21 protein-coding genes and 2 pseudogenes are annotated in these 26,890 nt (G+C 42.3%); 11 read left to right on the forward strand and 12 right to left on the reverse strand.

The window, feature by feature from the left end; all coding sequences use genetic code 11:
- Positions 1 to 28: 28 nt before the first annotated feature.
- The 6 genes and pseudogenes from ACDG22_RS08160 to ACDG22_RS08185 form a co-directional block, all read right to left on the reverse strand.
- Positions 29 to 589, reverse strand: a complete 561-nt coding sequence (locus tag ACDG22_RS08160) for a 5-formyltetrahydrofolate cyclo-ligase (RefSeq protein ID WP_007570530.1) — start codon at positions 587 to 589, stop codon at positions 29 to 31.
- A gap of 223 nt (positions 590 to 812) precedes the next feature.
- Complete coding sequence (locus ACDG22_RS08165) at positions 813 to 2,453, reverse strand: S41 family peptidase (protein WP_007570531.1); 1,641 nt, start codon at positions 2,451 to 2,453, stop codon at positions 813 to 815.
- Positions 2,454 to 2,458: 5 nt separating this feature from the next.
- The gene (locus ACDG22_RS08170) at positions 2,459 to 2,893 is read right to left on the reverse strand and encodes a deoxycytidylate deaminase (protein WP_007570533.1); all 435 of its coding nucleotides are present in this window, start codon (positions 2,891 to 2,893) and stop codon (positions 2,459 to 2,461) included.
- Positions 2,894 to 2,904: 11 nt separating this feature from the next.
- Positions 2,905 to 3,369: a DUF4847 family protein gene (locus tag ACDG22_RS08175; RefSeq protein ID WP_022125105.1), complete on the reverse strand. Its 465-nt coding sequence runs from the start codon at positions 3,367 to 3,369 to the stop codon at positions 2,905 to 2,907.
- Positions 3,366 to 5,402, reverse strand: a complete 2,037-nt coding sequence (locus tag ACDG22_RS08180) for a M3 family metallopeptidase (RefSeq protein WP_270230488.1) — start codon at positions 5,400 to 5,402, stop codon at positions 3,366 to 3,368. Before ACDG22_RS08180 ends, ACDG22_RS08175 begins: the two co-directional genes overlap by 4 nt.
- Positions 5,403 to 5,441: 39 nt before the next feature.
- Positions 5,442 to 6,101, reverse strand: a pseudogene (locus ACDG22_RS08185) (Crp/Fnr family transcriptional regulator); the annotation flags it as partial.
- A 170-nt stretch (positions 6,102 to 6,271) separates the two neighbouring features.
- Between ACDG22_RS08185 and ACDG22_RS08190 the strand changes: the two are divergent.
- Positions 6,272 to 6,871, forward strand: a complete 600-nt coding sequence (locus ACDG22_RS08190; protein WP_007570538.1) for a MarC family protein — start codon at positions 6,272 to 6,274, stop codon at positions 6,869 to 6,871.
- Positions 6,872 to 6,941: 70 nt separating this feature from the next.
- On the opposite strand, the gene mnmA is transcribed toward ACDG22_RS08190, so the two are convergent.
- From mnmA to ACDG22_RS08210, 4 genes are all read right to left on the reverse strand, one after another.
- Positions 6,942 to 8,003: a tRNA 2-thiouridine(34) synthase MnmA gene (gene mnmA, locus ACDG22_RS08195; RefSeq protein WP_040312142.1), complete on the reverse strand. Its 1,062-nt coding sequence runs from the start codon at positions 8,001 to 8,003 to the stop codon at positions 6,942 to 6,944.
- 78 nt (positions 8,004 to 8,081) lie between these two features.
- Positions 8,082 to 9,896 carry a YgiQ family radical SAM protein gene (locus ACDG22_RS08200; protein ID WP_007570542.1) on the reverse strand — a complete coding sequence of 605 codons (1,815 nt, stop codon included), beginning with the start codon at positions 9,894 to 9,896 and terminating at the stop codon, positions 8,082 to 8,084.
- A 177-nt stretch (positions 9,897 to 10,073) separates the two neighbouring features.
- Entirely contained in the window at positions 10,074 to 10,400 is a 327-nt protein-coding gene (locus ACDG22_RS08205) for a hypothetical protein (RefSeq protein WP_022125100.1), read from the reverse strand.
- Between the two features lie 61 nt (positions 10,401 to 10,461).
- Positions 10,462 to 13,329, reverse strand: coding sequence for a golvesin C-terminal-like domain-containing protein (locus ACDG22_RS08210; RefSeq protein WP_270230478.1), 2,868 nt, complete (start codon positions 13,327 to 13,329; stop codon positions 10,462 to 10,464).
- Between the two features lie 299 nt (positions 13,330 to 13,628).
- Here ACDG22_RS08210 and ACDG22_RS08215 point away from each other — a divergent pair, with 299 nt between their 5' ends.
- From ACDG22_RS08215 to ACDG22_RS08225, 3 genes are all read left to right on the forward strand, one after another.
- Positions 13,629 to 14,789: a site-specific integrase gene (locus ACDG22_RS08215; RefSeq protein WP_270230477.1), complete on the forward strand. Its 1,161-nt coding sequence runs from the start codon at positions 13,629 to 13,631 to the stop codon at positions 14,787 to 14,789.
- Between the two features lie 550 nt (positions 14,790 to 15,339).
- Positions 15,340 to 17,148, forward strand: coding sequence for a reverse transcriptase/maturase family protein (locus ACDG22_RS08220; RefSeq protein ID WP_370858840.1), 1,809 nt, complete (start codon positions 15,340 to 15,342; stop codon positions 17,146 to 17,148).
- A 201-nt stretch (positions 17,149 to 17,349) separates the two neighbouring features.
- The gene (locus tag ACDG22_RS08225; RefSeq protein ID WP_178269907.1) at positions 17,350 to 17,721 is read left to right on the forward strand and encodes a hypothetical protein; all 372 of its coding nucleotides are present in this window, start codon (positions 17,350 to 17,352) and stop codon (positions 17,719 to 17,721) included.
- Here the strand turns inward: ACDG22_RS08225 and ACDG22_RS08230 are convergent.
- Complete coding sequence (locus ACDG22_RS08230) at positions 17,718 to 17,867, reverse strand: hypothetical protein (protein WP_178269908.1); 150 nt, start codon at positions 17,865 to 17,867, stop codon at positions 17,718 to 17,720. The genes ACDG22_RS08225 and ACDG22_RS08230 overlap by 4 nt on opposite strands.
- A gap of 340 nt (positions 17,868 to 18,207) precedes the next feature.
- On the opposite strand from ACDG22_RS08230, the gene ACDG22_RS08235 reads away from it, so the two are divergent.
- From ACDG22_RS08235 to ACDG22_RS08265, 7 genes and pseudogenes are all read left to right on the forward strand, one after another.
- Positions 18,208 to 18,603: a hypothetical protein gene (locus ACDG22_RS08235; RefSeq protein WP_258997494.1), complete on the forward strand. Its 396-nt coding sequence runs from the start codon at positions 18,208 to 18,210 to the stop codon at positions 18,601 to 18,603.
- A gap of 154 nt (positions 18,604 to 18,757) precedes the next feature.
- The gene (mobV, locus tag ACDG22_RS08240) at positions 18,758 to 20,128 is read left to right on the forward strand and encodes a MobV family relaxase (protein ID WP_178269910.1); all 1,371 of its coding nucleotides are present in this window, start codon (positions 18,758 to 18,760) and stop codon (positions 20,126 to 20,128) included.
- 98 nt (positions 20,129 to 20,226) lie between these two features.
- Complete coding sequence (locus ACDG22_RS08245; protein ID WP_178269911.1) at positions 20,227 to 21,855, forward strand: WG repeat-containing protein; 1,629 nt, start codon at positions 20,227 to 20,229, stop codon at positions 21,853 to 21,855.
- A complete protein-coding gene (locus ACDG22_RS08250; protein ID WP_118034411.1) occupies positions 21,852 to 22,421 on the forward strand; it encodes an immunoglobulin-like domain-containing protein in 570 nt (189 codons plus the stop codon). The genes ACDG22_RS08245 and ACDG22_RS08250 overlap by 4 nt, the downstream gene beginning before the upstream one ends.
- Positions 22,422 to 22,425: 4 nt before the next feature.
- Positions 22,426 to 23,118 (forward strand): SIMPL domain-containing protein, encoded by a 693-nt coding sequence (locus tag ACDG22_RS08255; protein WP_118034412.1) that lies wholly within the window; start codon positions 22,426 to 22,428, stop codon positions 23,116 to 23,118.
- A 441-nt stretch (positions 23,119 to 23,559) separates the two neighbouring features.
- A pseudogene (locus ACDG22_RS08260) lies at positions 23,560 to 23,725 on the forward strand (MobV family relaxase); the annotation flags it as partial.
- A gap of 219 nt (positions 23,726 to 23,944) precedes the next feature.
- Positions 23,945 to 25,576 (forward strand): WG repeat-containing protein, encoded by a 1,632-nt coding sequence (locus ACDG22_RS08265; protein ID WP_178269912.1) that lies wholly within the window; start codon positions 23,945 to 23,947, stop codon positions 25,574 to 25,576.
- Between the two features lie 74 nt (positions 25,577 to 25,650).
- Here the strand turns inward: ACDG22_RS08265 and ACDG22_RS08270 are convergent, their stop codons facing one another.
- Positions 25,651 to 26,610 carry a bile acid:sodium symporter family protein gene (locus ACDG22_RS08270; protein ID WP_178269913.1) on the reverse strand — a complete coding sequence of 320 codons (960 nt, stop codon included), beginning with the start codon at positions 26,608 to 26,610 and terminating at the stop codon, positions 25,651 to 25,653.
- Positions 26,611 to 26,890 lie beyond the last annotated feature (280 nt).

Consider the following 26,890-nt stretch of genomic DNA (forward strand, 5'->3'; position numbering starts at 1 on the left):
GATATTCGGTGGAATTTTACATACTCTTTTATTTGTTTGGTATGAAAGATTCCTCTTCACTCCACACTTCATCCATAGGCTTGTCGAATATTTCGGTAGGGATATACGTACAAATCTGAAAGTGAAAGCAGATACCTATTTTATATGCATTAAGTTGCTTAAGCAGTCGGTCGTAATATCCCTTTCCTCTTCCCAGACGATTACCCTGTGAGTCGAATGCTACACCAGGGATAATGGCAAGGTCTATTTTGTCATAGTTGCTTAAAAGTTCACCTTGAGGTTCTTCTATATTGTAACTGCCTTTTTGAAGATCCTGTTTTCCTGTATAATATCGTAGTTCGAGCTCGTCACCTTTTACAACAGGCAAGATAATGTTTTTACTATGACTCCATTTTTCGATGAAATCGTGCGTTTGTACCTCATCAGGCAATGAGTAATACATTAATATTGTTTGGGCTTCAGCAAAAAGTGGATGCCTTTCCAATTTGCTTAGCAGCAACGTAGAGTATGTAGCCAATTCATGATTAGTATACATTTTTTTTTTGTCTGCGATGCAGCGACGTAGTAAACGTTTTTCTTCTTTTAACATATTGAGTGAGAGGATTAAGATCAACTAAAAGTAACCGTAATAATTATCTATTATAGAATCTAAATATTTAGAGCCTTATCAAACCCCAGTTTCAGGATAATGATAAGGCTCTTTTATTGTAAATAAAGTAGTCAAGCTTCAGATTCTAAATTCCTTTTTATGGAACTTGAGTTTTGACATACTCTCTTATTCTTTGAATATTCGTTGAATTAAGACGCTTCGTTTATTTTTCTGAAGTTTTTTCTGGAGCTTGGGGGAATGATTCTCCTTTTTCCAGTACTTCAAGAGCCTTTTGTACAGTCTTATCTGTCAAGTTTGAATAAGTGATGTATGCCTCTATGCCTAACATGTTGTAAATGATGTTTCCATATAAGCTTTCTTCGAACAGCTGTTTCGATTTATACATCAGGATATTCCGACGTTTTAGTCCTTTCTTCTCTGCATATTCAGCGAACTTCTCTAACAGATTTTGAGTTTTTAAATAAGCTTCCATCTTTTGGGGAGTATCATACTCTTTAAGCTTGTTACGGTTTTTATCTGTATAGTCGAGCGTATAACGGATAATTAAGCCGCGTGTAGCAGCCATTCTGTAATATGAAGTCATACCTGTTGTATCTTGCGGAACAAAAATATCCGGCATGATACCACCACCTCCATATACCGTTCGTCCTAAGCTTGTATGGTAAATTTCTTTTATATTCTGCTTGATACTGTCGGCTGAGAAAAATTCTCCATGTTCGTAACGGGTGATAATGTCCATTTCGTATTCTGCATCATTTCCTTTTTCATAAGGCTTCTGAATACAACGTCCGGAAGGTGTATAATAACGTGCGATAGTCAATCGGATAGCAGAACCGTCGCTGAATTCGATAGGCTGCTGTACAAGACCTTTTCCAAAAGAACGGCGGCCGATAATGGTTCCTCGGTCATTATCTTGAATTGCTCCGGCAAAAATCTCGCTGGCCGATGCAGATCCTTCGTCCATTAAGACAATAAGTGGCATAGTCTGGCTGCTTCCTGTTCCGTTTGAAGTATAATTTTCACGTGGCGACTTTCTTCCTTCCGTATATACAATAAGTTTATTGTTCGGCAAGAATTCATTTACCATCTGAATGGCAGCTGCCATATATCCTCCAGTGTTTCCACGAAGGTCTATAATCATACCTTTGCAGTTTGCCTGAGACAATTGTGCTAATGCAACCAGCAGCTCCGGATAGGTTGTCTCACCGAATTTGTTGACTTTGACGTATCCGAATTTGTCATTAATCATGTAAGCTGCATCAATACTTTTCACAGGTATATCTCCACGTACCACGGTGAAATGAAGAATTTCTTTTTCTCCCGGTCGGTATATACCTAATTTGACTTTACTTCCTTTTTCGCCTTTTAGACGACGCATGGCTTCCGAATTGGTCACTATTTTTCCTACGAAGCTAGAATCGTCTACCTCTACGATACGGTCGCCGGCAAGAAGGCCGACTTTTTCAGACGGACCACCTTGAATTACACTGTTAATATGAATCGTATCATCTTGTATCGTAAACTGAACTCCGATACCACTGAAACTTCCTTTCAGATCCGAATTAACAGCTTCCAGGTCTTTTGCCGGAATATATGATGAATGCGGGTCCAGCTCGGCAAGGATTTGCGGCATGGCTTCTTCTACCAGATTGAACATACTTACAGTATCTACATATTGTTCATCGATTATATGCAGCAGGGCATTCAGTTTATTAGAAGATGTATTGATGATTCCCAGCTTGTTGCCAGAAAAATGATTCGTATAAAACGTTCCTATCAGGATACCAGCTACAAGACAGATAGCCAGTAGGAAAGGCATTAGTCGATTCTTGTTACTACTCATATCTTTTATTCGTTAGGAGTTAAATAAACTAGTTCTATATTTGCACGTTTTAGGAGTTCCAATCCATCTTCCAGCCGATATTTTTCAGCAAAAACCACACGCTTTATTCCAGCTTGGATAATAAGCTTGGCACATTCTATGCAAGGAGATGCTGTGACATAAAGGGTTGCTCCCTCACTGCTGTTGTTCGATCTTGCTATTTTTGTGATAGCATTGGCTTCTGCATGCAGTACATAAGGCTTAGTGATGCCATGTTCATCTTCACACACGTTTTCAAATCCCGCCGGAGTACCATTGTATCCGTCAGAAATAATCATTTTGTTCTTTACTATCAAGGCACCTACTTTTCGCCGGTTACAGTATGAGTTTTCCGACCAGATAGTAGCCATTTGCATATAGCGCTTGTCAAGAATCTCTTGTTTGTTTTCCGTATTTTCCATAACATAATATATTAATGTCTGAATTGCATACATGTGGTACGTTCATTGGGTGCAAGGCGCAACATGATATTGTCGCCTTGATAAAATTGAACGTTTTTCAGTTTATCTATAAATTCTTTGTTCTTTCCAGAAAGACTTACCGTACATTCTATCTGAGTAATTCTGATAGAACGGTCTTTGGCATTGGCCTGCCATTTACCGCTATACGTACCATTCTCGATATTGCCCTGAACCGTTCCGTCGTCGTTGAACATAATGCTGAAAGCGTTTATTACTTTCAAATCTTCAGGCTTGGTATATGTAGGTTTGGCATTGGCATTATAATTATTCCAGTCTATGCCTGTATAATAATTTACCAGTTGCCACTGGCCACTGACAAAAATTTCATTTATGTCATCTTCCTGATTGCAACTGCCCAACAAGAAAGGCAGTACAAATAGCAGACAGCGTATATATTTTCTTATATCTAGCTTCATTTTATTCCATTTCGTTTTAGTAATGCGTGAATGGTCGGTTCTTGTCCCCGGAATCGTTTGTAAAGAGTCATCGGGTGTTCAGTTCCTCCTTTTGATAAAATATTGTCCCGGAACGATTGGGCAACATCCTGATTGAATATTCCTTTCTCCTTGAAAACAGAGAAAGCATCGGCATCAAGCACTTCAGCCCATTTATAGCTATAATATCCGGCAGAATATCCTCCCGACATGATATGTCCGAATTGTACGGTCATGCATGTTTCCTTTACCGGAGGTAATAATTGCGTGCGTTTCCATGCTTCACGTTCATATTCACGAACATCACCGTCGAACACCTTATCCCGGGTGTACCAAGCCATATCCAGTAATCCGAAACTGATTTGTCGCAGACAAGCGTAAGCAACATTAAAGTTTGAAGCATCTATAATCCGTTGCAACAATTCTTCCGGAATAGATTCGTTTGTCTGATAATGACGTGCAAATGTATTAAGAAAATCTTTTTCAATGGCAAAGTTTTCCATTATTTGCGAAGGCAGTTCTACGAAGTCCCAGTAGACATTTGTCCCACTCATGCTTTTAAAGCGAGTGTTGGCGAATATACCATGCAGCGCATGTCCGAATTCGTGAAGGAATGTATTTACTTCCGAAAAAGTGAGCAATGCAGGCTTATTGGCTGTCGGTTTGGTAAAGTTCATGGTTACAGAAACATGAGGACGACTGTTGGTTCCGTTTGCTTCTATCCATTGCTCTTTGTAGCTTGTCATCCATGCTCCAGAGCGCTTTCCCGCACGCGGATGGAAATCAGTATACAGAACAGCCAGATAACTGCCGTCTTTATCATATACTTCATAAGCCTTTACGTCCGGATGATATACCGGGATGTCTTTATTCTCTTTAAATGAAATACCATATAGGCGGGTTGCCAGTCCGAATACACCTTCCTTGACCCTGCTTAACTCAAAGTAGGGGCGAAGTGCTTCCTCGTCGAGATTGAATTTCTCATTTTTCAGTTTTTCTGCATAATATGAAAAATCCCACGGCATCAGCTGGAAGTCTTTTCCTTCTGTACGTTGTGCAAGCGCTTCAATTTCTTTCACTTCTTCTCGGGCGGTTGGCGTATATGCTTCCAGCAGCTGATCGAGTAACTGATATACTCGCTCACTGTTTTCTGCCATACGTTTGCGAAGTGCGTAGTCTGCATAATTCTTAAATCCGAGAAGCTGTGCTAGCTGCATGCGCAGATTTACCAATTGTTTTACAACATCCTCATTGTTCTGCTCATTGTCGTGTATACATTGGGTATTGTAAGCCATATACAGTTTACGGCGCAATTCGCGGTTCTCACAATATTTCATGAAAGGAACATAGCTGGGTGCTTGCAGGGTAATTATCCAGCCATTTTTCCCTTTTTCTTTTGCTGTATGAGCCGCAGCTTCTATAATACTTTCAGGGAGTCCTTTCAACTGCTCTTCAGAATCTAAAAGCAACTCGTAGCTATTTGTTTCTTTCAAATGGTTTTGTGAGAAACGCAGAGTCAGTGAACTTAACTCTGTACTTATTTTTCTGAATGTTACTTTATCTTCTTCTGACAGGTTAGCTCCGTTTCGTACAAAACCGTCGTATGTCTTTTCAAGCAGTCGCAATTCTTCCGGAGTAAGCTTCAGGTTCTTTCTGTCTTCGTAAACCTGCTTTACGCGTTCAAAGAGTTTTTCATTTAAGCTGATATTGTTGCTGTGCTCCGAAAGTAAAGGCATCATTTTCTCTGCAATTTCATCCAGTTCATTGCAGGTTTCAGCACTCATCAGATTAAACATTACTGTAGTTACCTGATCCAGTAACTTGCCCGACTGTTCCAGTGCCAGTATTGTATTTTTGAATGTCGGTTTTTCCGGATTCGATATAATATCATTTATCTCTTTATCTTCCTGGCTGATTCCTTCCCGGATAGCAGGCTCGTAATGTACAAGCTCTATCTTGTCAAAAGGAACGGTTCCGTGCGGCGTTGTATATGGTTGTAAAAACGGGTTTTCCATAAATAAAGTTTTTTTATTCTCTTTGTAATTACTCAATGTTTCCATGTCGGGTATATCGATAATTCTTCGGCTCAACCGGATAACTCCTCCGTCTTTTAGTTCGTTCAGCACTTTCGATACATTAATTCTTGTATCGTCAATCTGTTCTGCAAGGTCTTCCATGCGAATCTGGAGTTTCTTTTCCCCGGTAGGAGTGATGCACCGGAGTTGCATGAAATTTACTATTTTATCCAGTGTGTCACTTGCATGTGGGCTTTTCAGCTTACGGTAGATCGTTTGTGCCCGGTTACTCAACATGTTTAAATAATTGAGCTGAAATATCTCATATTTATTAAGCTCCGACAGAATATAAGCTTTGTCTATGGTTATGGCATTTACATTTGTATGTGCATAATACGATGCCGTATATTGCGGATACATGCCAAACAGTGAGTAAGGCTCAATGATTTGAGGGCTTTCCAGTGTTTCGTGGATGGTATAATGGTAAGTATGGTCTACAGACTCAGCGCGTATTTCACCTTGTAAAATGAAAATGATATTGTTACAATAATCACCTTGTTTTACAATGCGGCTTCCGGCTGTATACTTCTGAAAATGCAATCTAACTTTTTCCAGTATGGATGTAAAGTCTTCCTTGCATAGTCCTTGAAACAGAGGTAGCAATAAAAGCTTATCGTACATAGTGCTTTGCATCGGCATTTAACTTTATTAAGTTATATTTTAACGTACAAAAGTAGCGAATATTTTGAATGTTTTTCCGGCTTTTACCTTTTTTATCGTTTCTTTCCGTCTGATAATGTTTGCCTGCTCCCTTGCATTATGGTTATTTTTGCATAACTTTGCGTAACATTAATCGTAATGAAGAGAATATGGGAACTTTAAATTTTCAAGAGCTGATCAGTGCTTTTATCGTATTGTTTGCAGTAATTGATATAATAGGTGCTGTGCCTATTATTTTAGATTTAAAGCAAAAAGGTCGTGCGGTAAATGCTGTTCAGGCTACTTTAATTGCTGCGGCATTATTGTTAGGGTTCTTTTTTGCCGGTGATATGATGCTGAAGCTATTTCAGGTTGACATTGCTTCGTTTGCCGTTGCCGGAGCATTTGTAATTTTTCTAATGTCGCTGGAAATGATTCTTGATATAGAGATATTTAAGAATACAGGACCTATAAAAGAGGCGACACTGGTCCCTTTGGTTTTCCCTCTGCTTGCCGGAGCCGGTTCGTTTACTACCTTGCTTTCACTAAGAGCCGAATATGCTTCCATTAACATTATTATCGCGCTACTGCTAAATATGGTGTGGGTATATATCGTACTGAAGATGACCGACCGTATAGAACGCATTTTAGGGAAAGGTGGTATTTATATTATCCGGAAATTCTTCGGTATAATTTTGCTTGCTATTTCCGCTCGCCTGTTTACTGCAAATATAACTTCTTTGATAGATCAGTTCCAACAGTTAAAATAATAAAATCAGGACAAGCCATGCAGGAGAAAAACTGCAGCTTGTTCCCGATTTATCCAGATGTAGAGAGACTTTATTTTCGTATTTCTCCACTTCCGATACATAAATGGGCGTCTTTGTCGTAAATAACCCCAAACTGACCGGGAGCGATACCTTGTATTTTTTCAGAGCTTCTGATGTGGCATATGCCATTCTTTAATATGAGATTTCCCTGATGAAAGCCGTCTGTGTGGCGGACTTTAAAGCAGACTTGCTGTTCTTTTTCCGTAAGCCATGGATTGTCTGTAATGAAATGAAAGTCTGTTAATTTGAATTCATTGCTGTATTGCTGTTCTGTGTCATATCCATGCGATACATACAATATATTGTTTTCTGTATCTTTGTCTACAACAAACCACGGACCTCCACTCAATCCCAGTCCTTTACGTTGGCCGATAGTATGAAACCAGAATCCGCGATGTTTGCCTATTTCTTTACCCGATTCCAGTTCTATGATACTTCCCTGGCGTTCTCCTAAGAAGCGTCGTATAAAGTCGTTGTAATTGATTTTTCCTAGAAAACAGATTCCCTGACTGTCTTTCCTTTGTGCGCTGGGCAGTTTTGCCTGAGCTGCAATATGGCGTATTTCTTTTTTCATGTAACCGCCTAACGGAAATAGCAATTTGGAAACTTGCAGATAATTGATTTGAGCCAGAAAGTCAGTCTGGTCTTTAATCGCATCTTTTGCTGTTGCCAGCCAGGTTTTTCCATTCAGTTCACAAGTTGACGCGTAATGTCCTGTCGCTATTTTATCGTAAGCATATCCAGCCTTTTGCTCAAAACAACCGAATTTGATCAGCTTGTTGCACATTACATCCGGATTGGGAGTAAACCCGTTTCGAACCTTTTCTATTGTATATGCTACCACCTGATCCCAATATTCTTTCTGAAGGTCAATAATCTCCAGTTGCAGACCGTAACGGCGTGCCGTAGCAGTAGCCAGTTCGATATCCTCTTCTGCCGTACAACTAAGTTCGTTGTCGGTGTCCATTCCTATCTTAATGTAAAATAAGTCAGGTTTGTATCCTTGCTCGCAGAGTAAATGTACGGCTACGGCACTGTCTACTCCGCCTGAGATAAGTGCAGCTATATTCATGGGCGATATTTTGTTTGTTGCAAAGATACCGCCTATCAGCTTTGTAGCAAATACCTTTTTTAGGGTATTTTGCATTTACTACCTGCCATATAGCTTGTCGATCAGGTCACTTCTTCCTATTTTCTTCAGCTCATTGATGATAGCACGCCGTTCTTCTGGCTTGTACCAGAAGAAGAACATACGCTGTGCCAGTTTGTCTTTCTGAGTTTTGGCAGAGAATACAGGTTCCAGTGTATAAGGATGATAGCCTGTATACCATGCCTCTGTAGCTACAGTCATAGGAGTAGGAGTAAAGTCCTGTACCTGCTCCAGGTGGAAATCCAGCCGTTTGGTGATAACGGCAAGTTCAGCCATATCTTCTTCAGTACATCCCGGGTGACTGCTGATGAAATAAGGAATGATTTGCTGACGCAGGTTCAGCTCCTTATTTATTCGGTCGAAGATACGTTTGAAGCGATAGAACTGTTCAAACGGCGGTTTACGCATGATATAAAGCACACGGTCGCTGGTATGTTCCGGAGCCACCTTCAAGCGTCCGCTTACATGACGTGCTATCAGCTCCCGAGTGTATTCCGCCGTACTCTTGTTTACTTCAGGATCCTTGCTCTCGTGCAACAGTAAATCATATCGGACACCGCTTCCGATAAAACTCTTTTTAATCTTAGGGAGCGCATCGACAGCATGATAAATATCCAGCAGCGGGCGATGATCGGTATTCAGGTTCGGACACACCTTAGGATGGATACACGACGGGCGTTTGCACCGGCGGCACATACGTTCGTCACGTCCGTGCATACCATACATGTTTGCCGAAGGTCCTCCCAGATCACTTAAGTAACCTTTAAAATCAGGCATTTCCGTAATAGCCTTTACTTCCTTTAAAATACTTTCCTTGCTCCGGCTCACGATAAATTTTCCCTGATGCGCAGAAATCGTACAGAAAGCACATCCTCCGAAGCATCCCCGATGAATATTGACCGAGAATTTTATCATGTCGAAGGCAGGAATCCGCTTCCCTTTATACTTAGGATGAGGCAAGCGGGTATAAGGCAAGTCGAACGACATATCAAGTTCTCCCTGTGTCATTGGAGGGTATGGAGGATTCACCACTACCACATCGTTTCCAACTTCCTGATAGATGCGTGCAGCTTCATATTTATTCGATTCCTCCTCAATATGGCGGAAGTTTTGTGCCTGTTTCTTTTTATCCTTCAAGCACTCCTCGTGTGAAAACAAGCGCAAATCGTTTTCGCTGGAAGCAAACTTAGCTTTCCGGCACAAATAAGCCGTTTGAGGTAAGTCGTAGGGGATAGCACCGTCTGTTTTCAGCCGTTTGCATAAATCTGTAATGGGTTTTTCTCCCATTCCGTATATCAACAAGTCGGCTCCTGATTCAGTCAGGATAGAAGGACGGACTTTGTCTTCCCAATAATCATAATGAGTCAACCGGCGCAGGGAAGCCTCGATTCCCCCCAGGATGACTGGTACGTCCGGATAGAGTTTTTTCAATATCTGAGTATAAACAATGCTTGGATATTCCGGACGCATGTCATGTCGTCCGTCGGGAGTATATGCGTCTTCACTGCGCAGACGTTTGTTGGCCGTATATTTGTTGACCATACTATCCATACATCCGGCAGAAACACCGAAAAACAATCGTGGTCGTCCCAGTTTTTTGAAATCGCGCAAATCGTCACGCCAGTTAGGCTGGGGAATAATGGCCACTTTTAGTCCTTGTGCTTCCAGCATACGACCGATGACGGCAGCACCAAACGAAGGATGATCTACATATGCATCTCCACTGAACAGGATAACATCCAGTTCATCCCATCCTCTCAATTCTACTTCTTTTTTGGTTGTAGGCAACCAGTCGGTTAGTTTATACTCTTTCAAATTTCAATATTTTTAGTTAGTCACAGGCATTGCCCTTTTCTTAAATTCCTTGCCAGAAAACAAGGAAAGAGCCTGTTTTAAAATTTCGGATATGTGTTTTTCCGGCATTTTTACAGCTTTCTTTTACGGAAAACTAAAAAATAAACCGGTATGAAATTTAAAACAGGCCCTTTCTTATTATTCTTCTTCTGTTTCTTCTTCTGTTGTCTGTTGTTCGTTTTCCCACTTAATGTAAAGCAGAATCAACTGATGAAGTCCGAATGCCTTCATATTATTGTGGTAAATAACATCAATGCAAAGATCTAATAAATCTTTACAATTCTCTGTCATGGATGCGATAAGCGAACGGACATTCAGTTTCAGCTTGTCAAGAACCGATTCATCAACAATACCGTTGCTGTCTATCAGTTGTTGGAACAAGGCATATTTTTGAATTGTTTTCAGATGTTCTTCCGATATCTCCATGCTGCGTGTGCCAGATACGTTTGTTTGTATTGTGTACATAGTCTTGATTATTTTTAACGTTTACATGAGCAAAGATAAAAAATTAAATGAATAGAGAGCATTATTTCTCCTCAAAAAAGTGCAGCATGGCTTTCATGACATGTGTCCGCTGGTCAGCATTCACGATACTTTCGAAAGGGAAGCCCAAAACAAAAGTACGGTACGCTCCTTTATAAACCACTCCGGCACACTGTTTTCCTTCTGTATAACAAAATACAGGGAAAGCTTGTTCAGCTGGAAGAATACAGTCGGGGGCAGGAACAGCATACGTCTGCTCATTGGCACCACGTGGAATCTGAAACCTGATATTCGTTCCGAAAATCTCTCCCGAGCGTACATGTTTCATGCTTCCTCCGTATGTGTATTTCAAAACATTGGCGGTGAAGTTTGTATCGCCCAGCTTATTACCGATATAAGAACCGCTGATAAACAATTTTCCTCCACCTCGACAATAATTGGTAAGAGCCTGTTGCATACGGTTGCTCAAAGTGCTGTTTTCTGCTCCATAAATAATATCTACCATGTAATACGGAGTTAAATCAGTAGAACCACTCTCAACAGTTTCGCTGCTGCATGACACAAACGAATAGCGTCCGGCTGTCTGGATAGCTTTACCGTGCACAAACGGATAATCGAATGTATTTCCGGCAATCTGCATTCCTTCCAGCTCATTGCCGCTATAACCTAAACCATCTTCAGTTTCAATACCGGCTTTTGTGCGGTTAAAATTCTGCTGGTAGCCGCAAAATGCTGTCGTGCTGATGTATGGCAATCCCGGGTCGGACTGAATATCAAAACCTTGCATCATAAGGTTATTCATTGATTCCGGTCCACTTGTACGGTGAAATGCATTTACAATGAGTACTGTACCTTTACTTCTCTTTGCCTTGTAAGCCGACAAAATTTCTGAAGGGAAACTTTCACCTCCCTTATTTACAGCGGTAACCTTGAAACTATAAACCAGCCCAGGTTCTGCTTTTACAGTAAAACTGCTCCCTTTTACGTATGTTCCATTGTCGAATCCACCATATCCGATACGCGTATAAACCACATATCCCTGAGCTTTTGCTGTTGGTTCCAACGGGTCTTCTGTTGGAATCCAGCGCAGTTCGAATGTATTTTTCTTCTTTCCTTCAGTCACTGCAAAATGGCTGACTGGCAACGGCTGAACTGTATAGTTGCTATGATGCATTTCTGCGAGGTATTTCAATATCGATTTGTAAACAGAACGTGCTACCGTAAATTTAAATTCCGGTTCATAGCCCAGTTTCAAATCGGCGAAATTCTGATGCGAAAGTGTTTCGAGTATCATCGAAGGTACAGCCGGCAGGCGAGTTTCGCTATAGTTCCGGTTCCACATGCTGCGTCGTGCCCACTGTATGCCAAAGCGTGAACTGATATCTTTTTGCAATCCGGTCAGTACCATGTCTGTCAAGTCGCGTGATGCATAACGTGAAATCCCGCTGTTTACCTTTCCGTCGTTGAAATTGGTTGTATAGATACCCAGTGAGCCAACCAGCGCATCGTCAGTCTTGAATCCGGCATCACTATGCATGGCAAAAGTCAGTTCGAAAGGAACTTTCAGACCTTTTTCCGTGGGATTGAACACCGAACCTCCACTTAGGTAGTTGGTCATCAGTGAACGTGCATTGATATCATCATTATAATCGTTTTCCCCCTGACTCTTGCTGTATACCTCGTATGGCATTCCTGCCCATTGCCCCCAGTAACGTGCTCCTTCCAGGTAACGTGGTACTCCGCTGACGTTTCCGCCACGAATGATATTTCCCATACCACCTCCAAAGCGGACAGCGTCGGCGCAAACTACACCTTTTTGCGAACTTTCGTTACTCAGTACTACCATACCGTAATCGTTCACCCCTTTGTCGAATTCGAATGTACCCAGATACACCCACGTTCCGCCACCCATTTGCTGGTTGACTTTAAATTCGGTGACGCCTCCTTTATGGAATACCAGATATTTGGCATCCGAAACACTCTGAGGCAAAGTTTGATAACTTACATATACAGCATATTTTCCTGTTTCAGGAATATTGGGAATCCATTCGGCAAAAGCTTTTTCTGGTTTTGAGAGGGTAGAGATAAAGCGTGCCGTGCCGTCGCGGAACGGATTATAGTTGTCAGGATATCGGAGATATTTCTGGGCAAACCCCGGTTGCGAGGTGGTCTTCCATACGTTTTTTTTGTAATTCTTTTCGAAGTACCGGCTGCCGGGAGTACATGTATTATTGTCCACTATCACCTCATTCTTTTGCCAGTCGCGCTCACGTGGTGTAAAAACCACTGCTCCGGCGTTTTCGAGCATCGGAATAAGATAAGGTACTACGATAGACTGAGTATACAAATCTTCGGTAGTACCGAACAAGCGTGGACGCTGCCAGCGCCATTCGTTACGGTCGTTCTTATAAAATTTTCCGTGACTTTGCCATACGGCAATATGCCGGTCCTGTAATCCCTGACTGATTTTGAACGGTTTCGAGATATTCTGCGTCCATGCATCACCTTTATATTCTATTTTTCCATACAGACGTTCCTTGTCCTTTCCCTTCTTGCGCAGAAAGTTAGGTATCAGATTTTCTATAGGCTGACCGTCAGCATACAGAGTTATCCGATAGTAATTTACGGGGCCAGGCAATAACTGTTTCAGAGAGCGGTAAATAGCCTGTGTGTTTTCTTCTGTAAAAGGCTGGTAACCAAAATTATCATTGGCATATACTTGTAAAGTCTTGTGCTCATGATCGACTGTAAAGTGGTCGAGTTTGCATGTACCGATATTTGCATAACTCGTCTGGTAATTAATGAAATAGTCCGTCAAGCGTTGTTCAATATTTTTTTCCAAGCTTTGAGCCGGTAAATTACCTGAAACACAAAGTAACAGGCAGATATATGCAAGAAAAAATCGTTTCATAATGTAAGTTTTTATGTTGAGGGACAAACTTACGGAAAATCTGTGGAATATCCGCCGAATTGCAGCAGATTAACGCAACAGGATTTGATAATTAGGGAGTTAGAGGAAAAACGCAGAAGTTGGGCAGACAGTTGAAAACCGTCTTAAAGCAGATTAAAGCAAAAGAACGGTTTCCTAATCATTACCCGATGAAAGTGCAGATTTAACAGTTCCTGTTTCATTTTGCGGCGTTCTGCGCAGTTTTGCTTATCAATAGGTAACTCGTTGATTTATAGTTTTGCAACCAAAAAGAAACGAGTATGGCAAGAAGCACATTCAAGGTGCTGTTCTACGTGAACGGCAGTAAGGAAAAGAACGGAATTGTCCCCATCATGGGACGAGTTACAATCAATGGTACGGTAGCACAGTTCAGCTGCAAGCGGACTATCCCGAAAGAGCTTTGGGATGCCAAAGGGAACAAGGCAAAGGGCAAGAGTATGGAAGCGAGGGAAACCAATCTTGCGCTTGACAACATCAAGGCTCAAATCATCAAGCATTACCAGCGTATATCCGACCGTGAAGCCTATGTAATGGCAGAAATGGTACGCAATGCCTATCAGGGATTGGGCGGTGAGTATGAAACGTTGCTCGGTGCTTTCGACAAGGAAAATGAAGTGTTCAAGAAGCGTGTCGGAAAAGACAGGGGCAGGGCAACCTATATGGCAAGGGTACGGGCAAGAAACCATGTGGCGGCATTCATCAGGTCACATTACAAGCGGAACGACATCTCCATGCCTGAACTTACGCCCGACTTCATCAAGGAGTTCGCCGTGTTCCTTTCCAACGAAGCCGGACTGCACAACGGTTCGATATGGGAAAACTGCATGTGGCTGAAAGGTGTGGTGATGCGGGCGCATTTCAACGGACATATACCGAGGAATCCGTTTGCCCAGTTCCATATAAGCCCGAACACGAAAGAGCGTGAATATCTGACGGAGAATGAGTTAAAAACATTGATGGAATTTCAGCTCAAAGACCCCAAGAACTCCTATCTCCGTGATATTTTTGTTTTCGCCAGTTTTACCGCCCTCTCATTCGTGGATATAAAGGAATTAAGCAACGACCAGATTGTGGAAGTGAACGGTGAGAAATGGATTATTTCCAAACGACACAAGACGGGTGTACCGTTTCAGGTGAAGCTGCTGGATATTCCCTTGCAGATAATCGAGCGTTACAAGGCTTTTCAGGAAAACAATCTTGTATTCCCCAATCTCAACTATTGGTCAATATGCAAGCGTATGGGAAAGATGATAAAGGAATGCGGCATCACCAAGAAAATCAGCTTTCATTGCTCAAGGCACGGATTTGCGATCCTGGCTCTCAGCAAAGGGATGCCAATCGAGAGTGTCAGCCGTATTTTGGGGCATACGAACATCAAGACTACGCAAATCTATGCGAGTGCGCCCAGAATGGTTGCTTAATAAATACTTCTTTAGCAAGAAGTTAGGATTGGGTTCGATATAATCCTATCGTCAATCAGTTTATCCAAAGGGGAAACCCGATGGGGAGTGTAGCATACTGATTAAAGCTCCAAGTCCACTAATAGTCAGGTGGCGACTGAGGGGCAAGACGAAAAGACATACATAAGGATGAAGCCTTGATTGGTTGAATGATAGTTCAGTGGTACCAAATCTTGCAACAACGGAAGACTATTATACATACGTTGTTTCATAGTACTCTGCCTATTTTGTGCGTTAGTGCAGAGCATAAAGAACCGACTATGACACAGCCGCAATAAGCGGACAAGAACGAAAGTCGCATCCGACAGTATGTCGTGCTAATAGTTATTAAGAGAACTAACTGGGGATTACCTAAGTCGGAACGCTGGAACAAACAGCTATAAAGAAAGCTTTTGAATATCCGATATGGTAACGGAACTTCCGTAGTAGTCTGAGCAGGGGAAAGCCTTGTACATGGCGAAGGGAAGTAGTCTGTAACTTTAATACAAACAACGGAAAACGTGAGAGACGTATGAGAAATCCAGAGCAAGTATTAAACATTTTAGCTGGACACAGCAATGAGCCCGAGTATAAATACGAAAGGCTTTACCGTATTCTATTCAATGAACAGATGTTCTTTGTCGCCTACCAACGTATGTATGCAAAGCCGGGCAACATGACACCCGGCACAGATGGCAAAACTGAGGATGAAATGAGCATTGATAGGATAAACAAACTCATAGAGAGTATAAAGGATGAGACTTATAGTCCCAATCCTGCAAAGAGAACTTACATTCCGAAAAAGAATGGGAAGATGCGTCCGCTAGGAATACCGTCTTTTGAAGACAAATTGGTTCAAGAGGTAGTAAGAATGGTGCTTGAAGCCTTATATGAGGGACACTTTGAGTGGACATCGCACGGTTTCAGACCAAACCGAAGCTGCCACACAGCACTGAAAAGTCTACAAAACAATTTCAACGGTGCAAAATGGTTCATTGAGGGAGATATAAAAGGCTTCTTTGACAACATAGACCATAATGTGCTGATAGAAATAATGAAAGGCAGAATAGCAGACGACAGATTTCTTCGTCTGATACGGAAATTCCTCAATGCAGGGTACATGGAAGAGTGGCAATTCAACAAGACTTATTCAGGGACACCGCAAGGTGGTATCATAAGCCCTATTTTGGCAAATATATACCTTGACAAGTTCGATAAGTACATGAATGAATATGCCAAGAAATTCAATAAAGGGACAGCAAGAAGCCGAAACAAGGACATTTGCAAACTCAACAGCAGAGTACACTACCTAAAACGTAGGATAAATGAAGTTGAGGATGTAAACGTAAGAACAAGGATGGTAGAAGAACTGCACAAAAAGCAGAAGTGGATACTAACAATGCCGAGTGGCAACGATATGGATAGAAATTTTCGCAGACTGAGATATGTGCGCTATGCCGATGATTTTCTAATCGGGGTTATCGGAACGAAAAACGAATGTGAGAGAATCAAAGCGGACATCACCAAGTTTATGCAGGAAAAGTTAAGACTGGAGATGTCACAGGAAAAGACTTTGATTACAAATGCACAAGACAGCGCAAAATTTTTGGGTTACGAAATATATGTCCGTAAAGACTATGCCACAAAGAGAAACAGTAACGGAACAGTGCGCAGATACTTCAATGGGAACGTGATATTGCACGTTTCAAGAGAAGTAATCAAGAACAAGCTGCTCAGCCTCGAAGCCATGAAAGTTGTCACCAAACACGGCAAGGAGACATGGGTGTCAAAAGGCAGGACTTATATGATTGACAATGAAGCGCACGAGATTGTATCTCAGTTTAATACCGAAATACGAGGGTTCTACAACTATTACTCAATAGCAAACAATGCATCGGCTTTGGGACGCTCTTTCGGCTGTATTATGAAGTTCTCCATGTACAAAACTCTTGCTCAAAAGCTGAATATGTCAGTGAGAAAAGTCATTGAAAGATACCGCAAGGACAATCTCTTTGCAGTGCCTTTTGTAAACAAGGGAGGAGAAACCAAGTACAGGGTATTCTATAATGAGGGGTATGCCCGTAAAACGGATTGTGAAACAGCCCCAAGTGACAATCTGCCGTACATGTTCAAAACGCCATCGTTGAGTCTGATAGAAAGGCTTACAACAAAAACGTGCGAACTATGTGGCAAGCACGGAGAAGTGGTAATGCACCATGTCCGCACACTCAAAGAGTTAAAAGGTAAAAATGACTGGGAACGCAAAATGCTCTACATGCACAGAAAGACTTTGGTTGTATGTGCGGAGTGTAACGCAAAAATCCAGAGATGTGTCAAGTAAGATGATGTTACAGATGGAGAGCCGTATACATGGAGACGTGTAAGTACGGTTCGGGGGCAGGCAAACGAAAACCTACCGCTGTAAAGCGGAAAGGCGTTGTTTGCCGAGCCTACAGATAACCGTGCAGAAATTGGATAATGACCTCACGATGCTGGGCGACAAACTGAGCAAATCATTCGGAAACGTGAAAATGGCAGGGATATGAAACGGGAAATAATCACAACGGACAGCTATGGTAGAATTACCATACCATCCGATACAGGTAATATATGGATGAATGAAATGGAGCTGGTAGAGCTGTTCGGGGTAATCGCCCCGACGCTCCGTGCCGCCATTCGTGCCGTGTACAAGTGTAGAGTTTTTAATCCTCTTGAAGCTGAAAAACGTATCAAGCTGCCCAACGGCTATTATGCGGACATGTATGCCTTGCCGATGGTGGTGGCACTCGCTTTCCGCATTGACACGTCAGGTGCCGCAACGGTTCGCAATGCACTGCTGGAAAGATTGTGCCGCCGAAAAGAAAAACAAGTCCTGCTGGTGTCAATGAATAACAGGATGTCGAATGAATGTTAGAATGAACTTTTTATGTTCAGCCATTTGATGATTAACGGTTTAATCTGACGTAGTGACGACATGAAGTCATTAAATCCGTTAATCAGTGCGTCAGTCAATCTGTAATTATCTGCAACAACCAGTCCCCGAAGAAGTGCATATTCCACGACTTCGGGCTTTTTTATCTCCTTTTACCTGAAAGAGCCACCCGTTTATACTGCATTTTCTTTTTGCATGACCTGTTTTGCGCCGTTCCGCATAGATTTGCGTATCAAGATTTTACCGACACTTCCGTAGCTTTGCAATCATGTTTAACCCGTTGCCGACAGAATGTAGGCAGCACTAAAACCTGTATCAAGAACATGAAGAAAAAAAGAAATCATTTGCGTAGGTACAACTCTCTACAAGATTGTAAATCGGGATTGTCATTATTCACCGATAAGAGGAATAGGACGTTACTACACAATAAACAAAACACAACTGGAAAAATTCTGATATTTTGATGAAATGATGAAAGTATATATAAACATAAAGAGAAACAGCAACTTACGTCTTCATCAACCTTTCAACAAGAGAATCGGGCTGATGAAAAGAGAAAGGACACACCGCACTCTACATCACTTTTCTTTTGGCGAGCGGTTTGATGAAACAATGATGAATGTATATCATTATGGTTATCAGTCTATTATCCTATCAACTCATCAATTCATCGGATTTTTATCCACCAACAAGTCTGCCGGACATACGAACGGAAGGAAATGCCACTATCCGCAGGCTGGTCTGACATCCGACCTACCTGCTGTCCGACCAGCCGACAAGGAAAGGCGTATCATATCAAAAGGTCTGCCTATACCGCTGGTACTCTCACAGGCTTTTGAGAACAGAAAAGCCATAGCTCATTAGGGCATTTTCTTTACGCAGTGCAAGCACAGCTAAAAACGCCCCAATGAGCCAACGGGGTTACACCCCTCTGGACACCCCCGTTTGCCATGCGGCATGACCGCAGCAGACGGGAACCAACAAACCAATTTGTCAAACCTGAAAACGAAAAACAAGCATGGGATATATAAGCATTCAAATCAACAAAGCGAAAGGCTCGGCTGACACGGGCGCATCCGACCACATAGAACGTAAGACCATACCCAAGAACGCAGACCCTACACGTACACATCTCAACCGTGAACTGGTGGAGTTTCCCGATGGAGTGTCCGACCGTACCGAAGCAATAAGCCACCGTATCCGTACGGCAGGCATCAAACGTAAGATAACCCCCGACCAAGTACGGGCAATCAGAATCGTGCTTTCGGGTACGCACGAGGATATGATGAAAATACAGGACGAGGGCAGACTTGACGAATGGTGTGATGACAACCTTCAATGGCTTCATCGCACCTTCGGCAAGGAAAATACCGTTTCGGCAGTCCTGCACATGGATGAGCACACACCGCACATTCATGCCACTGTTGTACCGATAGTAACAGGAGAGCGCAGGAAAGCCAAGAAAAAGCAGACGGAAGGTAAACGCTCGTACCGCAAGAAAGCCAATACCGTGCGCCTGTGTGCCGATGACGTGCTGACACGTGATAAACTCGTTGCCTACCACGACAGTTACGCAAAAGCAATGGAGAAATATGGCTTGCAACGTGGTGTGCGTGGCTCGGAAGCACGCCATACGACAACCGCCCAATACTACCGTGATTTGAAACGGCATACGGGAGAACTGGAAGCCAACGTGCAGCAGTTGCAGACCGAACAGCGACAGGCGGAACAACAGCTTGACGAAGTGAAACGGGAAATCAAGTCGGAGAAGCTGGAAGCCGCCAAGACGGAAGCTAAGACCGCACTTGTGGCAAAGGTCGGCTCTCTTTTCGGCAGCGGCAAACTCAAGGAGTTGGAAGCCGACAATCATGCCCTGCAAAGCGAGGTTGCAGCCCGTGACGAGAGAATAGAACTATTGCAGCAACAGATTGAGTGGCAGCAGGAGGAACACAACCGCCAGCTTATGGAAATGCAAGCCAAGCATCGGAAGGAAATAACGGACAAGGAAGCGGAACACCAAAAGAAGGTATCATTTTTGAAATCCATCATTTCAAAAGCCCAAACATGGTTTCCGCTGTTCCAAGAATTGGTGTATATGGAGAAGTTCTGCCTTAAAGTCGGTTTCAACGAGAGGCAGACCGCTACGCTCATCAGTGGCAAGCCGCTATTCTACGAGGGCGAACTCTATTCGGAGGAACACAAACGGAAGTTCAAGACCGAGAAGGCTGGCTTCCAAATGGTGAAAGACCCGAAAGACAGCTCTAAACTTGCACTTGCCATCAACGGGCAATTGATTGGTGAATGGTTCAGGGAGCAGTTCGATAGGCTATACGCATCCATGCGAAAGACTGTCATATCACCTCGAAGCAGGAAAAGTCTTCGACAATAAGAGTTAATTTGCTTAAACCTAACGGGAAAGGAATAGTCTAATAATTGATTAGGTTATTCCTTTTCGCTATTTTTGTCATATTATCAATGTATCGTGTCATGAAAAGATTCTTCGCCTTCATACTTTTACTTGCGACCGTCTGTGTTGTCCAAGCACAAGAAAACACCGTTCAGGGAGACACGCTTGTCTTATTGGAAAACAAAATCTGGCGGGCAAAATTGCCGGACGAAAAACAATATGTCACGGAAATGGAGTTTCGCGACCATGTTTGGAGGTCTACATTCTTGTACAAGGGGAAAACAGACACGATTGAAACCTCCTACGGGATATGCGGTGATACCATCAAAACGTATGACCGTAAACAATATAAAATACTCGAACTCACAGACAGTACACTGGTTATCCTTTACTTGCCGGAAAGGATGACAATAGGTGTTGGGGCGGTGAAATACATCAATATCGTTAATTCGCCTGCAAAGATGCGTGAGAATGAAAATCGGCTGGACAGTATCTGGCGCAAAGAGGACATCTGGAACAAGGGCATTGCCTCAATATCCGGAAAGCCAATCAAAGACTTGTCAACCATAGAGCCTCCCCGATGGGCGAAATGGGATTACGATTTGGAGAAATATTACACTTCCCAAATGGTTTATCCCGAAGAGCTATTGAAGAAGAACCAAGCCGGATATTCCGTAGTTATGTTCTCTATCGATACATTAGGGTTATCGCGCGGCATTAATATATTGACCACCATACATAAAAAATTCGACAAAGAAGTTATCCGACTGACAAGGGAATTGCCGCATTGCTTACCATGCAGGGATAAGGACGGCAAGCGGATGGAATGTTTCTATACGGTGTATGTGCCTTTCTTGCCCCAACACTATAGGGATAGGATAAAGGCGGACAGCATTGCGGAAGAAGAATTGAAACAGTGCTTCGTTGAATGGGAAACAGTCGCTTATTTCCAAGAAGCGAAGCCGTGGTCTGCACAAGAGTATATCACCCAACGGCTGGTATATGACCCAGCGCTGTTGGGGGACAAGAAGCAGGTGAGAGGCATCTATACGGTGCGGATTAACTCGTATGGGGAAGTATATGAAGCCAAAACCCTGCGAAGCTGTAGCATTGAAGATTGGGATAATCAAGTATTGAACATCATCAGAAAGATGCCCCGCTGGATGCCTACCATCAATTACTACGGGAAAGGAGAATATAGGGAATCTGTATGGACTATACCTATAATTTTTAAGAAGGACAGGTGTTTGATTGCCCACACAACTGAAGAACGTCTTGAGGTCGATGTCCCTATATGCTATTTGAATGAACAAGGCGATACCATTGTGCCATACGGCAAATACAAATTCTGCGAAACAGACACTATACGGGACATCGGTTTTGTGTATGAGAACAAGCAGGACGCACGGATTGTTTGCATAAACAATCAAGGCCAAGAATTGTTCTCTGTGTTCAAATGCGATAACGGACCCGATTATATCCGTGAAGGACTTTTCCGTATCACGGATGAGAACGAACTGATAGGTTTTGCCGATTCTTTGGGCAATGTAGTCATTGAACCTCAATTCAAATTTGCTTTCCCATTCAAGAACGGCAAAGCAAAAGTTACATTTACAGGAGAAGAGAAAGCGATATTTGACGGAGAGCATCGCGAATGGGTAAGTGATAAATGGCAATATATTAACAAGAAAGGAGAGATTATACAATGAGAACTATAATTTTAGTAGCAATGTTATCAAGTGCCGTTTGCCTGAGTTGCACCAACAAGCGGCAACAGTTCCAGCCGGAAGCAACACCGGACAAAGAATTGGCTATCATTGGAGGAAACGATACGGTTACAAGCATCCAAGTTGTATCAGCGGATAAAGACACCGTCATCTATGATACGCCAGAGTGTTACCTTTGGTATGTCGAAGATTTGTCGGACAAGTACAAAGACAAACCAGTTTCCATGTGGACGGAATGTTCTGTTTATGGGGAGAATGTACAAATCGTTAATGTGTTCGTTGCAAACCCGACACCTGTTTCGCTGATGTATGGAAGAGGTTGGAAATTAGAACAATGGAACGGGAAAGAATGGGGTATAGCTAAAACAAAAGGTGACAGAAGTTGGTTTGATGATGGGTTTAACAAGCAAAAAGCACCTTTATTGTATTGCTTTCGTTTCCCCGTCGGCAGGTACTATTATCTTCCCAAAGGGAAATACCGGATATGTAAATCGTTCTCCGCGAAAAGAGAGTATATAGAATTAAGTGCAGAATTTGAAATCAAATAGCTTTATGAAAACAAGATTATCAGTATTCATTATCAGTCTATTGGCAACCTTTTCCTTGCAAGCGCAAACCAATGAACGGTACATTGAAGTGACAGGTACATCGGAAATAGAAATTGTACCCGACAGAATCCATTATCTGATTGAAATCCGTGAATACTTCGAGGAAGAATTCGACGGGAAATCGAAGCCCGAAGAATACCGCACCAAAGTGCCTTTGGCAGAGATAGAACAAGGATTGAGAGAAGCCATTGCCCAAGCAGGCATCCCACAAAATGCTATCCGGACAGAAGAAATCGGCGATTATTGGCGGCAGCAAGGGCAGGACTTCTTGGTTTCCAAGAAGTTTGATATTACACTGACCGACTTCAATCAGATAAATGAAATCGTCAAGCACATTGATACGAAAGGTATCCACACCATGCGCATCGGTGAATTGGAGAACAAGGATATACTTGCCTATCACCAAAAGGGGAAGATTGAAGCACTGAAAGCCGCTCAACGGAAAGCAACCTATTTGGTGGAGGCGTTGGGTAAGAGACTGGGTAACGTGATACGTATTGTAGAAGAAGGGAGCAGCAATAATATGTTCCCGTTTGCACAAAGCAATGTCCTGTCATCCGATGCTTCTTCATTCGACAACTTCCGCACCATCAAGAAAAAATATTCCATGCTGGTACGTTTTGAAATCATTGATTAAATGTAAGGCGGACGAAAGGAAAATGCCATATTCTTCTTTTCGTCCGCTTTATTTGTGTATATTTGCATCCGTAAGAGTTACCCAAACAAGCAAAGCGATGCAGACCACGGCAATTAGAACGGTTGCCAAATCATTACCCCAAAACAAGGTAATCCTTCTAACTTGTTTAATATCAAATAGCTATATTCCTTATACAGATTTACAGAAAATCTGTGGAATAACCTTGTGAAACGGGGGAAATGATGCTAAAAGTCTTGATGTCAAAGTTGATATGATGTAGCATCAATTGGTTATTCTGTGTATAGTTATGTTATCAATAATAGTTTTAAACTCGGCTTCAGGTTAGTTTTTTTATTGCTTGTGTAAGTGGAAAATTAAATTTCATATCCAGTATTTGGACTAACATACACCACACATCTACGGATAGTGACGTGAGAATACAAGAAAGCCAATACCGTACGTCTGTGTGCCGATGATGTGCTAACATGTAAGAAACTCGTTACCTACCACGACAGTTACGCAAAAGCAATGGAAAAATACGGTTTTGCAACGAGGTGTACGTGGCTCAGAAGCACGGCATACGACAACAGCTCAATACTACCGTGATTTCTTGTACTTTGCATCGAAGGGAAGCCCATTGGAGAGTGGCTCAAGGAGCAGTTCGACAAGTTTTACAACTATACGGAAAAAGCCTTATACAGTTTTAAGACAGAAAAGGAATCAAATATAAGAATTAATTTACTTAGTCTTAATCGAAAAGGAATAGTCAAAAATTGGTTAGGTTACTTATTATCAGTATCTTTGAGTATCATCAAGATGAAAGATTATGAAAAAGTTTCTGTTCATATTGTGTTCATTGGTCGTTATCAGTAAGCTTACCGCACAAAACAGCGATTATACAGACATATCCGCATTGCTGGAAAACAAAATCTGGAATGTACAATTACCAAAAGGTAGGCAATATGCTATGAAGATGGAATTTCGTGATGCAGGATGGGAAAAGACTTTTTTATATGATGAGAAGAAAACAGAAACATTTTATTCTTATTCTTTATGTGGAGATACAATCAAGGTTTTTGAGTCAAGGAAAAAGTATATCATTCAAGAACTGACAGACAGCACTTTGGTTTTCCAATATCTGCCGGATAGCTTGACGATGGGAGTCGGCTCTGTCAAATGTGTAACAGACAACAGTATTGAAGGACAGCGTAAGAACGAAGAACGGCTGGACAGTATCTGGCGTAAAGAGGAAATTTGGAACATGGGTGTTACAATGATAACCGGAGAACCTGTTAAAGATTTATCCACGATAGAACCTCCACGATGGGCTGTTTGGGATTATGATCTGACAAAATACTATGTTGCCAAGATGAAATACCCGGAAGAATTGCTGAAAAAGAACAGGGCGGGGTATTCTGTAGTGATGTTTTCCATTGATACTTTGGGATTGCCACGTGCTATCAATATTTTGACAACCAAATATAAAGACTTCGACAAGGAAGTCATTAGATTGACCAAAGAGCTTCCGCACTGCCTACCATGTCGGGACAAGAACGGGAAGCGTATGGAATGTCTATACACAGTATATGTCCCATTTCTGCCACAACACTATAAAGACAGAGTAAGAAAAGACAGTATTTGGGAAGAAGAACAGAAACATTGCTTTGTGGAATGGGAATCACCATCTCGTTTCATGGATGGAAATCCAAGGACTATACAAAATTATATAGACGAAAGACTTGTGTACGATCCGAGTTTGTTAGGTAATAAAGAACAGATGAGAGGATTTTATAAAGTAAAAATAAATTCGTATGGAGAGGTATCCGAAGTTGATGTTTTCCGTAGCTGCGGCATACATGAGTGGGACGCGCAAGTAGTGGATATTATCAAAGGTATGCCCCGATGGACACCTGCCATCAGTTATTATGGCAAAAGCAAATACCGGGAGTCTATATGGACCATGAACGTTTTCTTCAGGAAGACAAAAGGCAAGCTGATTGCTCATACATTTGAGAAAAATCTTGAGACAGGTGTTCCCGTATGCTTCCTGAATGAACGGGGAGATACCATTGTGCCATACGGCAAGTATAATTACTGTCAAATAAATCGCGTCAAAAATTTAGTTTTCGCATACGAAAACAAGCAAGATACCCGGATTGTCTGCTTGAATGGTCAAGGCGAAGAACTGTTCTACGTCTTTCAGTATGACAACGGACCGGATAAACTTCGGGAAGGACTGTTTCGTATAACGGATGAAAACGGACTGATTGGCTTCGCTGATTCTTTAGGGAATATAGTTATAAAGCCCCAATTCAAATTTGCCTTCCCTTTTGAGAATGGCAAGGCAAAGGTTACATTTTCAGGAGAAAGTAAGGTCGTTCCTGATTCTAAAGATGAAAAATATTACTGGGATAGTCCCGACTGGTATTATATAGATACGAATGGCAAAATTTTATAGGGTTTATTGCTAACTTTAGCCCTTACCTCAACTTTTCTTATCTAATGCACCGAATACCATATAGGCCTTGATTCTTATAAAATCACATTATGCTGATTTTCTGATTGTCTTCTGAAAATCTGTGCTGCGATGCTGCCTGAAAAGTTGTGCCATACCGAGAACATGGCTCCAGGTACGGCTGCCATAGGAAACAAGGCAAAATGGGTGGCGGCAAGTGAAGTCGCCAGACCGGAATTCTGCATGCCGACCTCGATGGCAATGGCCGAACGTTTAGACGGTTCGCTTCCGGTTATGGCAGAGAGGCCGTACCCTAAGACTAGTCCGAATACATTATGTAGAATTACCGCTACAGCTACTATCAGGCTGCATGTAAGGATGCTGGTCGCGTTGTGTGCTACGATAATGCCGATGATGAAGGCAATGGATAAGGTAGAAATCATCGGTAGCAACGGCACTATTCGTCGGGTAGTCCGCTGGAAGTAATGATTGGCAGCCACTCCTAGTACGATGGGTACTATCACCACTTGTACGATACTTAAGAACATGCCTGCTACGTCTACTTCCACCGATTCACCGGCAAGTAACCATACGAGGGCAGGTGTCATGATGGGAGCCAGCAGGGTAGAAACTCCGGTCATAGCTACACTCAGGGCTACATCACCTTTGGCCAGGTAGCAGATAACGTTGCTGGCCGTACCTCCCGGACAACATCCTACGAGGATTACTCCTAAGGCGAGTTCTTCCGGCAAAGACAGTAACTTACAGAGTAGCCACGCCAGTGAGGGCATGATAAGAAACTGTGCCAGTTCGCCGACGAGAATGTCTTTCGGATGCTGTAAGACCGGTCTGAAGTCGGACGGACGGAGTGTTAGTCCCATGCCGAACATCACTACGCCCAGCATTGGTGTGATGGCCGAAGTGTCTATCCAGACGAACGAAGAAGGCAAAAAGAGGGCCACAGCCGTCACTAGCACTACCACAAGGGTAATATGGGCGGCAATCCATATAGATAGTTGGATGAGTTTATTTTTCATTGTTGTTATCTCAAAAATTGTCTGCAAAGTTACAAAATTTCATGTGAATCTTGACGTGTATGTTTGTCTTGTCGAAAGCACTGTCTGTCAACTTCCGGTGAATCGAAGGCGGGAAATAAATTATTGCAGATATTTTGATTAAAAATTCAGCATCTTTTCTCCAAAATATCATGAAGTTTTAGAGAAAATTTGTACAAAAAGAAAAAGGAACTTCCTGATGAATTATAAAAACAAAACGTCCCGTGTGAAAAAGCACACAGGACGTTGTATATAAAGACTA

The organism is Phocaeicola coprocola (assembly GCF_041333015.1).
Lineage (GTDB): Bacteria > Bacteroidota > Bacteroidia > Bacteroidales > Bacteroidaceae > Phocaeicola > Phocaeicola coprocola.